Genomic DNA, 17,863 nt, shown 5'->3' on the forward strand with positions numbered 1-17,863 from the left:
TTTTCAATCTGTTAATGGATAGAAGAAATAAAACATAAGTTTTTTAATTGAACCATTAAGAGATTAAGTTATATTAAGCATTGAACTTAATTTTTTTCAATCTGTTAATGGTTAGAAGAAATAAAACATAATTTTTTTAATTGAACCATTAAGAGATTAAGTTATATTAAGCTTTGAACTTAGTTTTTTTTCAATCTGTTAATGGTTAGAAGAAATAAAACATAATTTTTTTAATTGAACCATTAAGAGATTAAGTTATATTAAGCGTTAAACTTAATTTTTCTTTATTTCTTAATGGTAAAAAAACTTTATTTCATCCGTGGCAAAAAAATAAACATTAACTGAGTTTCATTGAAAAGAGAAAACTTAATTTTCTTCATTTCTTAATGGTGGAAAATCCTTTATCCCGATAGCTATCGGGAGTGGCAAAAAAATAAACTTAATTTTCTTCATCTCTTAATGGTGAAGAAAAAAAAAAAAATCAAATGCAAAAAATAAAAACAGCACTATTATCATACGGAATGTCGGGGAAAGTTTTTCACGCACCATTTATAAACATTCACCCGGGATTTGAACTTATTGGTTCTTGGGAAAGAAGCAAGAAACTAATACAAGAAGATTATCCAACAGTAAGAAGTTACCCAACTATCGAAGATGTTCTTGCAGACGATATCGATTTGGTAATTGTAAATACGCCAGTTGAAACACATTATGAATATGCCAAAAAAGTTCTAGAAGCTGGTAAACACGCTATAGTCGAAAAAGCATTTACAACCAATGTTGCTCAGGCACAAGAATTGGCTGATTTAGCTAAAGCAAAAGGATTAAAATTGGCCGTTTTCCAGAACAGAAGATGGGATAGTGATTTTAAAACCGTTCAAAAAGTTGTTAAAGACGGTTTGTTAGGAGATTTGGTCGAAGGCGAATTTCATTTTGACCGTTATAATCCTTTATTAAGTATCAAAGCACATAAAGAAACTGCCAACTCAGGCGCAGGAATCCTAAAAGATTTAGGACCACATTTAATAGATCAGGCATTGTATTTGTTCGGATTTCCAAAATCGGTCTTTGCAGACATCCGAATAACACGCGAAAATTCATTGGTCGATGATTATATCGATTTACTATTATATTACGATGATTTTAGAGTTCGACTAAAAGCTAGTTTCTTTGTTAGAGAAGCCAACCCTGCTTATGTAGTTCATGGAAAAAAAGGTTCGTTCTTAAAACCTCGTGGAGATGTTCAGGAAGATGATTTAAAATTGAGCAAAAAACCAGATACTGTAACTTGGGGAACAGAAGCAGAAGGTTTAAACGGAATTTTACACACAGAAATTGATGGAAAGGTTATCAAAGAGAAAATTCCAACTTTACAAGGGAATTATTATGAGTTCTTTGATGGAGTTTACAAGTCGATTACAACAAATGCTATAGAACCAGTTACAGCCGAAGATGGTGTTAAAACCATGAAAATCATCGAAGCAGCTATTGCAAGTAATGCACAACACAAAGTGATTAATTTGTAGGCGTTTAACTCTTTGCGAAAGTAACGCGATCCCGAAGCGTCGGGACGGATTTACTAAAGTAAAGACGCGGAAAAATATGGATTTTTAAAAATAATTAATCCCTAAGCTTTTGATAATGTTATTAAGTTAAGCTTTTTTGATTTAATTATGATTAATTTTTTTCGCGCAAAGACGCATAAGCGCAAAGGTTTTAGGTGTAAACTTGGCGGCTTGGCGACTTTGCGTGAGATTTATTCGGCGCTATTATTCTTAACTTAATGACATTCAGCTTTTGGATGGTAGAAAATCCGTGTTTTTCCGTGTTTTCGCGTTGGCGAATCCTCTTCATCCGTGTTCCATTCGCGTTCCACTTAATTTATAAACAATAACGTTATAATTAATCCTAACTAGTAGGGTTGAATTAATGTTAAGGATGATTTTCGTAATTTTGCCCAATCAAACTTTAAATAACTCATTTTGATAGATTTAAACTTCCTAGGCAGATTCAGAAGTAAGGCAAAATTTAAGAAAACCTACAAAAATGCTAAAGCTTCGTACTTAAACCGAATCCGTTTTGCTGTCGGAATGTTTTATTTTGCAATGGGTTTATGTTTTGCTACCTGGGCAAGCCGAATTCCGAGTATTAAAGCTGCATTAGATTTAAGCGAAGGGCAATTAGGTTCTATTTTGTTTGCGTTACCATTAGGGCAATTACTAATTATGCCTTTCTCGGGTAAAGTTGTCACTCGTTTTGGTAGCCACAGAATCTTAATTTTTTCGTTGCTATTTTATGCTTTTAGCTTGACTAATTTAGGTTTGGCAACTACATCTTGGCAGTTATCTATAGGTTTATTCCTTTTCGGAGTATTCGGAAACCTAGCCAATATTGCAGTAAATACACAAGGAGTTTACACCGAAGTACTTTTCAAGAAAACTATAATGTCTTCCTTTCATGGCATGTGGAGTTTTGCTGGGTTTACAGGAGCTTTAGTTGGTTTAGGAATGTTAGCATTAAAATTATCACCATATTATCATTTTGTAATTGTGGCTGGAATTGTACTTATTATGATTGCTTTCAATTATAAATTTTTGGTCAAAGCCAAAGAAAAAATCAAAGTACAGGAGAAGAAAAAGAAACTTTTTGCTAAACCAGACAGTTCATTAATCTGGCTTGGAGTGATTGGGTTTTGTTGTATGGCGAGCGAAGGAGTAATGTTCGATTGGAGCGGTGTCTATTTTAAAGATGTAGTAAAAGCTCCTGGGGCATTAGAGATCTTAGGGTATACATCATTCATGATTATGATGGCAAGCGGACGTTTTCTGGGTGATGGACTAATTCTTAAATTCGGAAGGAAAAAAGTATTACAAATAAGCGGATTGGTTATTTCGCTTGGACTTTTTACCTCGGTTCTTTTCCCTTATATAATTCCTTGTACAATTGCTTTTATGTTTGTTGGTTTAGGAGTTTCAACTGTTGTACCAACTTTGTACAGTGTTGCGGGTAAAAACCCATCGGTTCCTGCTGGTGAAGCTTTAACAATCGTTTCGAGCGTTAGCTTTCTTGGATTTTTAATGGGACCACCTGTTATCGGTCATATTGCCGAAGCTTTCGGTCTTCGTTTCTCTTTTGCCTTTATTGGTATCTTCGGATTTTTTATTGCCTTTATGGTAACTAGAATAAAAGCGATAGAATAATCATATCACATTACTTTAAAATTGTGGAAAGAAGTTAAACATATAAGTTATGTAAGCTCATTTAAGTTTTTATGCTGATAGTCACGCTTATATTTACTTTCATTACTTACATGGTTCAAACTAAAGTGTTAGTTTAGAACTTTAAGTATGAAAGTGAATGATGTAATACGTTAATTTTCTCAGCTCTTCATAATGTAATTTTCTGCGTTTTGTATTTTTATTTAACAGGAAAAATAAAGTTAAATATAAATTAGTTATATTTGAAATTAAATTAAAGAAAAAACGTACATTTTTTTAATAGGGAATTTCAAAATACCACATGTTTTTATTAAAGCACTATTCCAAAAATAGATTTTTTTCTTGATTGCTCTATAACTTGAAAGTTCATTCTTTCGAGTTGTAGTGCTTTCAGAAATTCTTTCTTCAACGCCATTTTTCGATAATATATTTTAAAATCTTAAAAATAATATGTTTATGAAAAGTTGGATGGCGGTATTCTTATTTATCTCACAAGTAGCGATTTCTTTCGCGCAAAGCGAAACTGGTTTTTTAGGAAAAATTATCGATTCCAGAACACAGAAGCCGTTGCAATATGTTGTGGTTAGTATTCAAAATTCTTCAACCATGCAATTAACAGATAGCGATGGTACATTTAAATTAGTTTTATTATCCGAAGGAGATCAATTATTATTACTGCACAGTCAAGGATATAAAGATTTGCTTTTTCCTGTAAAGGTCGTTTCTGGACAAATGACAGATTTAGGAGTTTTGATTTTAGATGAAGATAATCAAATTGGTTCACAAGCTATTTTGATTTCTTTATCCGAGAGTGATTTGACAGATGATAATAGCACATCCGAGAATACTTCGGGACTTTTGCAATCATCACGTGATGCATTCTTACAGACATCGGCTTTTAATTGGGGACAAGCACGTTTTAGAATGCGAGGATTAGATAGTGAGCATGCTAAGATGACGATTAATGGTGTCGAAATGAACAAAATGTATGATGGCAGACCACAATGGGGAAATTGGGGTGGGCTGAATGATGCTACCAGAAATCAAGAGTTTTCTGTCGGGACGGCAACATCAGATTATACATTTGGAGGAATTTTAGGCACGCAACAAATTAATACCCGAGCTTCGATATACCGACCAACTTCCCGAATTACATTTTCGGGTAGTAATACCAATTATAGTTTGCGAGCAATGGCAACTTACGCTACAGGATTAATGCCTTCTGGATGGGCTTTTGTAGTTTCAGCAGGGAAACGCTGGGCAAACGAAGGTTATTTTGAAGGAACAAATTACGATGCTGATTCTTTTTTTATGAGTGTCGAAAAGAAATTAAGTGATAGTCATTCGCTCAATTTCACTGGATTTTATACGCCAAATTCAAGAGGGAAAAATTCACCAAATACAAACGAAGTAACACAACTTACCAGCGAACAATATAATTCTTATTGGGGTTGGCAAGACGGTAAGAAAAGAAATGCACGACTAAAAACTATTGAAGAACCCGTTTTAATGCTGAATCATTTTTTTAAGATAGATGATAAAACAACTTTAAACTCCAGTATAACATATCAGTTCGGGAAAATCAGCAATAGTAATATCGATTATCAAAATGCCGATAGTCCTGATCCTACATATTATCGTAAGTTACCAAGTTATTATAGTTCGCTTTATGCAAAAGACCGAGGAGAATACCCAGGCGATTTTACTCCCGATTATGAAAATGCAGAGATAAACAGAACTCATTTCTTAGCAAATCCTCAAATAAATTGGGATGAATTATATCGATCAAATCGAACTATTACAACCGACTCAAAAGGAATTGTAAATGGTTATGTACCCGCTCAGAGTCATTACGTTTTGTATGAAGACAGAACTGATGATAAAACAATATCTTTTAACTCTACTATAAACTCTCAATTAACGGAGAATATAATTTTAAATGGCGGAATTGCCTTTAGAAATTTAAAATCACATAATTATCAATTTCTCACGGATTTATTGGGAGGATCGTATTTTGTAGATATTGATTTGTTTTATAAAGGCGATCAATCGCAATCGGATTTACAGCATCCAAATCGTCAAGTAGGAGTAGGAGATACGTATGGATATAACTATAATTATCTGGCAAATACAGTTGACGTTTTTACGCAGTTTAAATTCTCTTATCGCAAAGTCGATTTTTATCTTGCTCAGGCTTTCTCAAGTGCTACTTATCGAAGAGATGGTTTATATCAAAACGGAATCTATGCTACAAATTCTTTTGGCAAAAGTGAGAAAGTGAATTTTGAGAATTTTGCTTTTAAGGGAGGATTAACATATAAAATATCAGGAAAACAATGGTTGTTTTTTAATGGAGCGCATTTAACCAAAGCACCTACAATAAGAAATACATTTCCCAACGCTCGACTTAATAATGGTATAGTCGACGGAATAGAAAGTATGAACATTAGTAGTCTTGAAGGAAACTACATATATCATTCGCCTAAACTAAAAACTCGACTTACAGGCTATTATAGTTTGATAAAGAATGCAACGCAAACTTCCTTTTTCTATGCCGAAGGAATTTTTGATGATGGTGCCGGATATGATAATACAAATGCATTTGTGAGCCAGACTTTAACACATTTAAACAAAAAGAATATTGGTGCTGAGTTAAGTTTTGAATATCAAATCCTGCCTACTTTTAAAACCACTTTGTCTGCAGCATACGGGCAATATACGTATGATAGTAACCCGAATGTAACAATTACAAATGATGCTCAAGCGTCTTTAACAAATAGTAATCCTGTTTATAATTTTGGAACTGCGGCACTAAAAAATTACAAACAACCAGGAATGCCACAACAAGCCTATTCATTTGGAATTGAATATCGTAATCCTAGATATTGGTGGCTTGGCGCGAATATAAATTACCTCACAAATTCTTATATAGACGTATCTCCAATTTCCAGAACAGCGCAGTTTTATATTAACCCTAAGAGCGGTTTTCCTTTTCCCGAAGCCTCAGCAGAAAGAGCTAGGGTATTATTGAAGCAAGAAAAGTTTAATCCGATTTCATTATTAAATATCACAGGAGGAAAATCATGGCGTATTCGCAGAAAGAATATTTCTCTTTTTGCAAGTGTAAATAATGTGCTGAATACGATCTATAAAACGGGTGGTTTTGAACAAGCAAGGAATGCAAATTTCCGCCGATTAGATCAGCAAGCTTCGAGCGGAACGCCATCATTTGCGCCAAAGTATTTTTATGGATACGGAAGAACCTATTTCGGAAACCTGGCAATTAATTTATAAATATATAAACGTATTTAATATGAAGAATAAATATAACCCTTCGGTTTTTTTAGTAATTGTGATACTTACTTTTTTTGGTTGTGCAGGAGAAGAAACGGCAATTCCGGAACTTACATGTAACCAGCCTAATTTAAAAGTAAACAAAACAGTGTCTGATGTTTATAATGCTGCCAATCCTGTTGCGGCTAAATATTTATATGATGATATTATAGAAGGATATGTCGTTTCTAGTGATGAATCGGGTAATTTTTTTAAAACAATATCTTTTCAAACCATACCTACAAATGGCGTTGCACAAGGATTTAGTATAGGGTTTGACGCGACAAACTCCTATATCGATTATAGAGTAGGAAGCAAGGTATTCATAAAATTAAAGAACCAATTTACCGATGTTAATTATGGCGGAATGAGAATTGGAAGTTTGTATGTTAATGCCTATGGAGAAGCAACAGTTGGAAGAATTGCACAAAATGAGTATAAAAATGTATTGAATACTTCTTGCGTTGTAATTGATGAAAGCAAGTTAGTTCGTTCACTTTCGATGGCCGAATTATTAAATGATAATAACATAAATACATTAGTGCAATTATCTGATGTTCAATTTGCCGATGCAGCATTAGGTCGTCATTATTTTGAAGAAGCAAATAATGTAGGAGGTGCTACCAACTGGAATTTGCGTGATAAAGCCGGTAATCAGGTTATTTTTAGAACTAGTAGTTATGCCGATTTCGCAACCAGTTTAGTGCCTAAAGGAAGCGGAACAGTACGAGGAATATTGACAAAATTCGGCACAGATTATCAAATAATGGTACGTTCAGAAAAAGATGTAGTAATGGAGGGGAAGAGAACTATTCCGTTTTTCTCAGAAGATTTTCAATCAGTTAAACATAATGTGAATTTTAGTCTGCCGGGTTGGAGTAATATTGTTGAAAAAGCAACCAAATTATGGAAAAGTATTGTTTACGCAGGTAATGGTTACGCTGAGTTCAATACGACAAGTACAACAGCAGCCGAAAACGTTGCTTGGTTAGTTTCTCCTAAAATCAATACAACAGATTATAAAAACGCGGTACTGTCTTTTAGAAGTGCACAACATGATTTAAAAGTGGATTCTCCGTTGAATGCTTTAGAAGTTTATGTGTCAACTAATTTTGATGGTTCGAATATCGCTAAGGCTAAATGGACAAAATTAACTGCAAAAGTTGCCTCGTTATCAACCCCTACGCGACAGTTTATAAGCTCAGGAGGAATAGATTTATCTGTTTATTCAGGAAATATTCATATTGCATTTAAGTATATTGGGTCAGGTAAAGACAAAACACTTAACGGAGCTTTTATGGTAGACGATGTTGTAATTGTAGGAGATAAGTAAGTAGAGATGTTATGTAAGAAAGAATAGTTATTTAAAGACCAATTATGTATTTAAGTATTTTCTTTCTTTTATTTTTTTAAATAACAAGAAAAAACATATATTTGATATTTAATACAAGTTTCTAATGTATATATCAGATAATCAAGAGTTTTCTTATAACAAGAGCTTTCTCACTTATAAAATTAAAAAGGGCGACACCCTGCAAAGCGTAGCTTTAGAACTAGAAGTTGAGCCAAGAACTCTTAGAGCTTACCATAATATGCATTGCAGAATTCCTGATTTAATTGAGGCAGATTTTAAATACCATCTTGAATATTTAATTTTAGCTCCAGAAAAAAAAGAACTTCCTGAAGAAGAAAGAATTCAAAATGAGGTAGTTTTTAATGATGGAGCCTCTACTATTTCATTAAACTACGCACACATAAACAATACTTATGGAGTGCTTTATACTATAGAAAGCGGAGAAAAAATACATACCCTAAAACAAGAAATAAATGTAAAGTGGAAGGCTAAAAGCGACAATGGTTTTTATTTTTTTGAAGTAACCCGTATCGGTAATATTTATATAAACGATGCTGAAGCAGGTTCTATGGCTCAAGTAATTGCCGAAAAAGCTTCCGCAGCTTTATATCCTTTATTAGTTGTTGTTGATGGAGACGGAAAATGGGTTTACATCAATAATTTTAATCAAATTAAAGAACGCTGGGAAGAAATAAAAACTCAAATTATAAAAGAGTTTAGAGGTGATAGTATTGAAAAATATTTTTCGATTTACGACACAAATTTAGAAAGTAGCGATTCGCTATTCTTATCACTTTCGCAAGATTGGTTTCTTAATGCCTTTTTTAACGGAATTCATACTCATTATACCTCAAGTTTAGTTATTAATAAACAACTTGATTTTCCTTTTATAGCAACAGCCAAAAATATTAACTATCAAGTAGAGCAAAGATTAAATAAACATCTTGATAGGGATAACTTTATAGTAATCGAGATTATAGGTAAACTCGATGATGAACGAACCAAAACAGATTTTGAACAAGAATTAGGTTTAGTTTCAAAAGAATTTTCAGAGCAAAAACCAACGGGTAATTATAAAGCAAAATACTTTTTGAATCCAAATAGTTATATAGTTGAAGCACTTAATTTGACTTGCGACATTGCATTGGATGTTCCTCAAAAATATGAAATTACGATTTCTAATTTAGATGATAAAGACGAACAAGTGATTGCTTCAAGACAAAAAATATTTGTTGAAGAAATTAAACCCAAAAAAAAGTGGTGGTCTTTTTAAAAAATAAGAATTATGAGTGAGAAACATATTGTAGTACAAGGGGCTACTGTAAAATGTAAGTTTAGTGTAGAACCTAAATTGGACAAATTAAAAGTAAAAACACAAAAAAAACATTATGCAAACGATAAAGAGGGTGCCGAAAAACTAATTGCTACAACCAAAGAAATTGGGCAAACACTAGAAAAAAACACCTTTGGTAAATGTAAAAAACAACCTACGGGGAGTGATTATTTACCATGTAAGGCTGTAATTACTAAGTGGAGTGGTTTTTATGACAAAGTAACTCTAAGTAATCAAGGCAAAATTTTAACAGAAGATAGCAAAGCTACTTGCCCAATGGGAGCGCCCGATTGTATTGAAATTGCAAATCACGGACAAATTGCAGAACCATCTGAGCAAAATTTTAAAAACGTAGATCCAATGTTGCACAATCAAATAAATCCAATGGTAGATGTTAGACAGATGTACAAAGTAGAAGCTAAACACAAGGGAATAAATTTTAACGATTAATTTGTTGATACAATGGCTAAAGGTGTAAAAAAAATTAAATGGACAGGGGTTGGTAAGGTAATAAGCAGTTTTTCCAGACCCAATGAAAAATTGGCAATAGCCCCAGATCAGGAAGTTTCTTTTGAGGTATCGGAGTGGTATGATGGCACACCAGAAGCAGATAAAAGAAAAAACATCACTTGGATCTTACAAGATAGAAAAGCAAGAAAGATAATTGCACAAAAAACAGCAGCTGTAAATACGCCTAAAAAAATTAGCATTCCTAAAGCCTTATGTGGTCCATTTGAATATTATGTAGAAGCAAGTCTTTACGGAAGTGTAGATTTACTAAATGAAACGGGGTTATATGTAAGAGGATACTGTACTCCCAAAATCGTAAGTAGTAAATGGTGCAAAGCCAATAACGGAACAGATGTACGAAAAGAATATTTTTTTGGTTATGGCGAAATAATCTATCTGAACTTAGTGACCGAAGGACTTAATGGGAACTTAAATTTAGGCATAGACATTTATAGACGTATTAAGGGTGAAGACCAGTTTATAAAAAGATATTCAAGTGTAGATGTTATAGATGGAGAGATAAATTATAAAATAAATGATAGTTTTTTGTGGTATGGAGCGGTTAAAAAACGAAAAGAACTCGAAGAGTTTTATGTAAAAGTCTTTGATCCCGCCGATAGACTTTATATTACCGATAGTAACAACGATACCGAGCATGCTCGTTTCTTGCGAGTTAAGGATAAGATAGCCTCGAGAGTAGTAAAGCCCTCTACAAGTTTATCGCCTTTAAAAATTGGGGAGCCAGACAAAAATTTTATGAGTTATCATTATTGCAAGTATACTTCGATAAAGATGAATGATAAACTGCTTTTTGATGAATCAAAATTAATAAAAGGGCAGAATATAAGTAAAGAAATTAGAGTACATTTATTTGCTGGAGGAAACGATAAATATAAAAAGATAAAGATAGAATTGGGCGAAAAGCTACCCGGAAAATGTGATAACCACCGAGGACAGGTGTTTGATATTACCGATTTGCAAAAGGCAGGATTTGAAAATGCTAAAAAGATTTCAAATAACGCTTTTTCATTTGATAATACTTTTAAGTACAAATTTCAAAATGATTATAAAGAGTTTTTTAAGGAATATTTTTTACCGAAAGTAGTTATCAAGACAAAGATTCCTCTGGCGACTTGTGGGTATCAGCATGTTTTAGATATTAATATAAATCCCGATGTGGCTTGGGCATACCATTTCCAGTACGATAAACCCAATGGAGGTTTCTTTAAGGACATAAAAGTTGTAATACAAAGTGGATTAGAGCGTGAACTTGAGTATTTAACTCCTTATGTAGACCAAATGATTAAGAATAATTATTTTTATTTACCAGATTTCATGACGGATTTGATAAGAACGATGGTGATAGATTATTTTAAAAATACGGCTAACAATTTTGGTTTTGGTATCCATGCCTATCATAGTTTTGATGAAAGCCAGAATAAACCTGCTGTAATTATGGATTATACGGCAAAATACCCTTGGATTGCCCAAACATTAATTATTGCCTGTGTTATTGTATCAGTAGTAATCGATATCATAATACTATACCTAACTCGAGGGAAAGGAGCAGTAGCCACAAAAGCAGGAAAAGTTGCTGAAAATATTCATAAATATGGTAGGTCAGCAGCTATTGCCATGGAAAGAAAAGGTTTTGAAACGATAAGCCCAAAAATTACCTCTTTTAGAGCACAGTATTTTGAGAGACAAGCAGATGATAGAATTGCTCTGATACAAACCGAAAAAGTATCGGCATTGCCTTTATTTGGTTTACAGTATGAAGACAAACATACGCTGGGGAGCATCACCACCAATTTAACTGGTATTTCGACTGTATTTGATTATGCCCGTAAAGCAATGGCTATTTTTGGACGAATTACCTTGCTTAAAAAAATTAGTGATAAATTAAACAAAGTACCAACAGATCCTAATAAACTACCGGGTGTAGTTAACCGGAACGATGTTAATAGCAGTATAGATTATGTGCAAGAAGCCATAGAAAATAGTATCGACGGATTGGCTGAAAAATTGGGACATAAACTCGAGTTTATCCTAACCATAAAAGGCGAATATCAAGCCAACTATCAGGTATTTATAAATCATTTGGTAGGTGCAGTAAGTGTCGAGGATCAATTAGAAAATTATGTAAATAATAGCAAAGGCATTATAGGGCGAAAAAAAGGAATAGATGCCGTAGCTTCCTGCCAGCTTAAAACAGGTTATACTATAAAAACCGACTGGATAATGCGTTATGCCCCCGATTTTATAAAAGGAGTAGTGCCAGTAATAGACCATGAAGCCAAAGCCGAGGGACAAGCCGAAATACATGGCAGTTTGTTTTTTGAGCGTAAATACACTTTCGAGAACCCCAAAGCCTATTATGTAGATAATGTTATTTTTTCGGGTATAGCAGGGACTTTGTCAGGGAGTGCAGAAATTAAAAAGGATGATGAAGGAGAAAAGATTAAAAGAACTGCAATTACTGAAACGCAATTTATTTTAATGGAGCCTTATGTGGTAAAAGGAGAAAAAGTATTTTTGTTTGATGACAATATAATTAATGAACCCAAATAACAATGAAAAAAATAGTAACTACCTTAATGCTAGCTACCTTGCTTGTAGCCTGTGGACAAGAAAAACAACCGATTAATACCAAAATAATGAACATACAATATCCTGAGATAAACGCCAATAATTTTGAACAAAAATTAGCTGCAAGTGTAAAACATTACGAAAAAGAACCCATGTATTATATGCGGATTAATAAGAGTAATTGTGTGGTCGAGGTATTGGTAAATGATTATAGAATGCATAGGGATTATGAATTGTCTAATTATGCTACACCATTAGAAATAAATGATGCTATATTAAAAAGTGGGGAACAAACAGTCACGTATCGTTTATACCCAGTGGGAGATTTAATAAAAGAAGAATATGGCGAGGGAGGTACTGTAACCAAGTTAACCGATAATACAGCAATATCGATTTCTATTATAAAAATGGATAATGGCAGTGAGAAAACACTCGAAGATGAAGAAGTAATAATGAAACATGTAAGTTTAACCGATGCGAAAGGACGTTTTATAGCTTCTGGAAAACCGTATTATGAGTTTACATTTTCATTTAATGCGCAAGTACCTTATGTAAACGAAGGCTGGAGCAAAGGGCAGGATCTATCAAAACTAGATCAGAAATTACTAGAAGCAAAAGCAGTAGAGTTTTACAAAGAATATGGAAAGATATTTGAAAATAAAGATGCTGATTTATTAGCGAAGTTAAATTTTGGAGAAGAAAAAAGAAATTCAATTGCCCTTTACAAAAAAATATCAAATATAGATACTTTATGGAAAGAATATCTAGGTGGTTTTGATAAAAATAGCATGAAAATTCAACCAATAGAGAATTATAGAATGGTATTTTTTGGTAATGACAAGATTGTGTTTTTGCAACTCAATTCTTTAGAGTACCCATATAGAGGTAGTGGCGCTTTACGAATAGATTACGTTAACAAAAGGAATAACGAAGCAGTATTTATGCCGGGTATTTATCTTTATTTGCCAGAGGGTGAAAAACTTGAAGATGGTTTGTATACTATAAATTAAGAGATGAGAAAGCTTCTAGTTTTATTTGGAATTTTGACAGTTGTTTTTGCCTGCGGACAAGAAAAAAAACAAATAAATGCCAAAATCATGAACATACAATACCCAGAAATAAACGCCAACAATTTTGAGCAAAAATTAGCAGCAAGTGTAAAACATTACGAAAAAGAACCACTGTACTATATGCGCATCAATAAGAGTAATTGTGTGGTCGAAGTTTTGGTAAATGATTACCCAGTACATAAAGATTACGAATTGTCTAATTATGCTACTCCTTTAGCCATAAACCGAGCAATACTAAAAAGTGGGGAACAAACACTTACCTATCGCTTGTATCCAGTAGGCAATTTAATAAAAGAAGAATATGGGGAAGGAGGTACGGTAACCACGTTAACCGATAATACTGCTATTGCTATATCTATTATAAAAATGGATAACAACAGTGAGAAAACACTTGAGGACGAAGAAGTAATAATAAAACATATAAGCTTAAGCGATGCCAAAGGACGTTTTATAGCTTCTGGAAAACCGTATTATGAGTTTACGTTTACGTTTAATGCGCAAGTGCCTTATGTAAACGAGGGCTGGAGCAAAGGGCAGGATTTATCAAAATTAGATCAGAAGTTACTAGAAGCAAAAGCAGTAGAGTTTTACAAAGAATATGGCAAAATCTATGAAATGAAAGATGCTGATTTATTAGCAAAAGTAAGTTATGGATTAGAAAAAAGAAATAGTATTGCGAGTTATAAAAAATTATATGACATCAATGGTTTGTGGAAAGAATATTTAGCAGATTTTGATGAGAAAAATATAAAAGTACTACCTATTGAAAATTTCAGGATGGTCTCTTTTGGAGATGATAAAGTAGTATTCTTACTGTTAAACTCTTTAAGCTATACTTATAGAGGAGGAGGGGCATTAAGAATAGAATATATTGATAAAGACGGTGATGAATCTACTTTAATGCCAGGGATTTACCTTTATCTTCCAGAAGGTAAAAAGCTAGAAGATGGTTTGTACATGATAAATTAAGAGATGAGAAAGCTTCTAGTTTTATTTGGGATTTTAACAGTTGTTTTTGCCTGCGGACAAGAAAAGAAACAACCAATAAACGCCAAAATCATGAACATACAATACCCAGAGATAAACGCCAACAATTTTGAACAAAAATTAGTAGAGAGCGTGAAACGTTATGTAAAAGAACCCATGTATTATATGCGCATCAATAAGAGTAATTGTGTGGTCGAGGTATTAGTGAATGATTATCCAGTACATAGAGATTATGAGCTTTCGAATTATGCAACTCCATTAGAAATAAATCACGTAATATTGAAAAGTGGGGAACAAACATTTACGTACCGCTTGTATCCAGTAGGGAATTTAATAAAAGAAGAATATGGCGAGGGAGGTACTGTAACCACGTTAACTGATAATACAGCAATATCGATTTCTATTATAAAAATGGATAATGGTAGTGAGAAAACACTAGAGGATGAGGAAGTGGTGATGAAACATACGAGCTTAACCGATGCGAAAGGACGTTTTATAGCTTCTGGAAAACCGTATTATGAGTTTACGTTTACGTTTAATGCCCAAGTACCGTATGTAAACGAGGGCTGGAGTAAAGGGCAAGATTTAACGAAATTAGATCAAAAATTACTTGAACAAAAAGCAGTAGAGTTTTATAAAGAATATGGTAAAATATACGAAACAAAAGATGCTGATTTACAGGCAAAATTAAATTTCGGAAAGGAAAAAAGAACCGCGATTGCACTATATAGAAAATTATCTGATATCGACGAGTTGTGGAAAGAATACTTAAGTGATCTTAACGAGAGTAACATAAAAGTATTACCTGTTGAAAATTATAAAATAGTGTTTTTTGGAGATAAGCGAATTATATTTTTATTATCTAATTCTTTAAAATTAGGAAGTCGAGGATATAGTGCGTTGACTATAGACAGTGATGAATCAACTTTAATGCCTGGTATTTATCTTTATCTTCCAGAAGGTAAAAAGTTAGAAGATGGTTTGTACATGATAAATTAAGAGATGAGAAAGTTTTTGGTTTTCGATCTTTTATGGTAGACGATGTTGTAATTGTAGGAGATAAGTAAGGATTTATATTTTGAGTATTATTTAGAAAGTAATATAAATCACTGGTATTCAATTGATAAATAAAAACCTGTTTTAAGGATTTGTTATATGACTTAGTTTTTTAGAAGTAAAAACAGTATTTTTTCGATGATTTTTGTATTTTGGTCATCCCAAATCGATATAAATACCATGATGAAAAACTACTTCATTGCCATTTTTATGATGGCTTTTCCATGTTTGATCCACAGTCAAGATCAAGAAAATCAAGTTAAGTTAAAACAAATTAATGTCGTAAAGACTAATTACCGCGATTTAAAAAGTGGTGAAATTGAAAACAAAACGGTGCTGTTTAAGGATGGTAAACTTTTGTCAATTAAGACATCCGACGTTGTGCAAAGTTTTTTTTATAATCCAAAAGGATTGCTAGACATGACTGTAAAAGAAAGAATAGGTAGCAACTGGAAAGAGGTTGTAAATTATAGTTATGACAAAGAAGACAGAATCACCAAATTCTTAAAAAAATATGATGAAAACGGTGAGACGGTAACCAAGACAGTAACGATGACTTACGAAGGTGCCAGAATAAAAGCTATTACCAAAAAAAGCAATATTCATACTGTAATTGAGGATATTGAATATGTGGTAGAAAATGGACTTATCATCAGACGTTCTTCCAGAGACAGAAATCAGCAAATTTTTAATAAGATCGAATATGTGTATTCTAATGATAATGTGATAAGACACAAAGGAGTACTTGGAGAAAAAATGTTTAATAATTTTACTTTCGATGACAAAAAATCGGTTGATTTATTAATCGTGCAGAATTTATTTGGTCCAAACTATAAAGTAATTGTACCATTAATCTCTTTTCATGAAGAAGAGTTTGACTTTGAATCTATTTCATATAATAATGAATTAGCATTTATTCCATCATCTACAAATTACACTGGAGTTACCGGAAAATATAAGTATAATGCTTCGAATTATCCAATATCATCTTCATTTTTAGAGCAAAATGGTATTGTTAAAATTGATAAAACTTACATTTACGAGTAAGAATAATTACTGAATAGCAATTGAAGTCTTTGGTTTTGTATTATAAAAAAAGACTTCAATTGGCTTTAGTACCTTGCAAATCACTAAATTTGTAGCTTATTTAAAGTTATGTTAGAAAAAGAAGTACTAAATTTTGAAAAAACAGCCATTGTTGGGATTGTAACTCAAAATCAAAGTGAAGAAAAGTTAAATGAATATCTGGACGAGTTAGAGTTTTTGACTTTTACTGCAGGCGGAGAAGTTATAAAACGCTTTACGCAAAAAATGGAACGTCCAAATCCTAAAACTTTTGTTGGAACAGGTAAAATAGACGAAATCAATCTTTTTGTAAAAGAACATGGTATTTCGACTCTAGTATTTGATGATGAATTATCACCATCGCAACAAAAGAATATATCCAAAATTATAGATTGTAAAATCCTTGATAGAACGCATCTTATCCTGGATATTTTTGCTCAAAGAGCCGAAACATCTTATGCGAGAACACAAGTAGAACTTGCACAATGCCAGTATTTATTGCCTAGACTTTCGGGTATGTGGACACACTTGGAACGCCAAAAAGGTGGTATCGGAATGCGTGGACCTGGAGAAACGGAAATCGAGACAGACAGACGTATCGTTCGCGACCGAATTGCATTATTGAAAGAGAAAATAAAAACTATCGATAAGCAAATGGGTGTGCAACGTAGTAATCGCGGTGCAATGGTTCGTGTGGCTTTGGTAGGATATACCAATGTTGGAAAATCGACATTGATGAACGCAGTTGGTAAAAGTGATGTTTTTGTAGAAAACAAATTGTTTGCTACTTTGGACACAACAGTTCGTAAAGTAGTTATCAAAAACTTACCTTTTTTACTTTCGGACACGGTAGGGTTTATTCGTAAATTACCAACTCAATTAGTAGATTCTTTTAAGAGTACACTAGATGAGGTTCGCGAAGCCGATTTGTTATTGCATATTGTAGATATTTCTCATGCTGATTTTGAAGATCATATAGAATCGGTAAATCAAACCTTGTTGGATATTAAAGCTAATGACAAGCCAGTTATTATGGTTTTTAATAAGATAGATGCTTACAAACATTTAACAATCGATGAAGATGATTTAATTACCGAAAAAACACCAAGACATTATACGCTTGAAGAGTGGAAAACTACTTGGATGCACCGTTTAGGAGAGCAAAATGCTTTGTTTATTTCGGCTACCAATAAAGAAAACTTCGAAGAGTTTAGAGAGCGAGTTTATGAAGCTGTTAGACAAATTCATATTACCCGATTTCCATACAATAAGTTTTTGTATCCGGATTATAAGGATGCAATCGAGAAAGAAGAAGATGAAGATTAAAAAAAAAGCGCTTACAATTTGT

General features: G+C 33.0%; 12 protein-coding genes. All 12 read left to right on the forward strand.

What is annotated here, in order from left to right; translation table 11 throughout:
* The first annotated feature begins 485 nt into the window (after nt 1–485).
* The 12 genes from SHI72_RS12395 (at nt 486) to hflX (ending at nt 17,841) form a co-directional block, all read left to right on the forward strand.
* Nucleotides 486–1,526 (forward strand): Gfo/Idh/MocA family oxidoreductase, encoded by a 1,041-nt coding sequence (locus SHI72_RS12395; RefSeq protein WP_323490137.1) that lies wholly within the window; start codon nt 486–488, stop codon nt 1,524–1,526.
* A 456-nt stretch (nt 1,527–1,982) separates the two neighbouring features.
* On the forward strand, nt 1,983–3,200 hold the full coding sequence (locus tag SHI72_RS12400) for an MFS transporter (protein ID WP_039113590.1): 1,218 nt from the start codon (nt 1,983–1,985) through the stop codon (nt 3,198–3,200).
* A gap of 474 nt (nt 3,201–3,674) precedes the next feature.
* A complete protein-coding gene (locus SHI72_RS12405; protein ID WP_323490138.1) occupies nt 3,675–6,512 on the forward strand; it encodes a carboxypeptidase-like regulatory domain-containing protein in 2,838 nt (945 codons plus the stop codon).
* A gap of 19 nt (nt 6,513–6,531) precedes the next feature.
* Entirely contained in the window at nt 6,532–7,884 is a 1,353-nt protein-coding gene (locus SHI72_RS12410) for a DUF5689 domain-containing protein (RefSeq protein ID WP_323490139.1), read from the forward strand.
* 124 nt (nt 7,885–8,008) lie between these two features.
* Nucleotides 8,009–9,178, forward strand: a complete 1,170-nt coding sequence (locus SHI72_RS12415; protein WP_323490140.1) for a hypothetical protein — start codon at nt 8,009–8,011, stop codon at nt 9,176–9,178.
* Between the two features lie 12 nt (nt 9,179–9,190).
* The gene (locus SHI72_RS12420; protein ID WP_323490141.1) at nt 9,191–9,688 is read left to right on the forward strand and encodes a DUF4280 domain-containing protein; all 498 of its coding nucleotides are present in this window, start codon (nt 9,191–9,193) and stop codon (nt 9,686–9,688) included.
* Nucleotides 9,689–9,700: 12 nt separating this feature from the next.
* Nucleotides 9,701–12,319 (forward strand): hypothetical protein, encoded by a 2,619-nt coding sequence (locus tag SHI72_RS12425; protein WP_323490142.1) that lies wholly within the window; start codon nt 9,701–9,703, stop codon nt 12,317–12,319.
* Between the two features lie 2 nt (nt 12,320–12,321).
* The gene (locus SHI72_RS12430; protein ID WP_323490143.1) at nt 12,322–13,347 is read left to right on the forward strand and encodes a hypothetical protein; all 1,026 of its coding nucleotides are present in this window, start codon (nt 12,322–12,324) and stop codon (nt 13,345–13,347) included.
* Nucleotides 13,348–13,350: 3 nt separating this feature from the next.
* Nucleotides 13,351–14,376, forward strand: coding sequence for a hypothetical protein (locus SHI72_RS12435; RefSeq protein WP_323490144.1), 1,026 nt, complete (start codon nt 13,351–13,353; stop codon nt 14,374–14,376).
* Nucleotides 14,377–14,379: 3 nt separating this feature from the next.
* The gene (locus SHI72_RS12440; protein ID WP_323490145.1) at nt 14,380–15,393 is read left to right on the forward strand and encodes a hypothetical protein; all 1,014 of its coding nucleotides are present in this window, start codon (nt 14,380–14,382) and stop codon (nt 15,391–15,393) included.
* Nucleotides 15,394–15,588: 195 nt separating this feature from the next.
* Complete coding sequence (locus SHI72_RS12445) at nt 15,589–16,497, forward strand: hypothetical protein (RefSeq protein ID WP_242667488.1); 909 nt, start codon at nt 15,589–15,591, stop codon at nt 16,495–16,497.
* 108 nt (nt 16,498–16,605) lie between these two features.
* Nucleotides 16,606–17,841: a GTPase HflX gene (gene hflX, locus SHI72_RS12450; RefSeq protein WP_039113593.1), complete on the forward strand. Its 1,236-nt coding sequence runs from the start codon at nt 16,606–16,608 to the stop codon at nt 17,839–17,841.
* The last annotated feature ends 22 nt before the right edge of the window (nt 17,842–17,863 follow it).

Source organism: Flavobacterium sp. PL02, assembly GCF_035013205.1.
Classification (GTDB): domain Bacteria; phylum Bacteroidota; class Bacteroidia; order Flavobacteriales; family Flavobacteriaceae; genus Flavobacterium.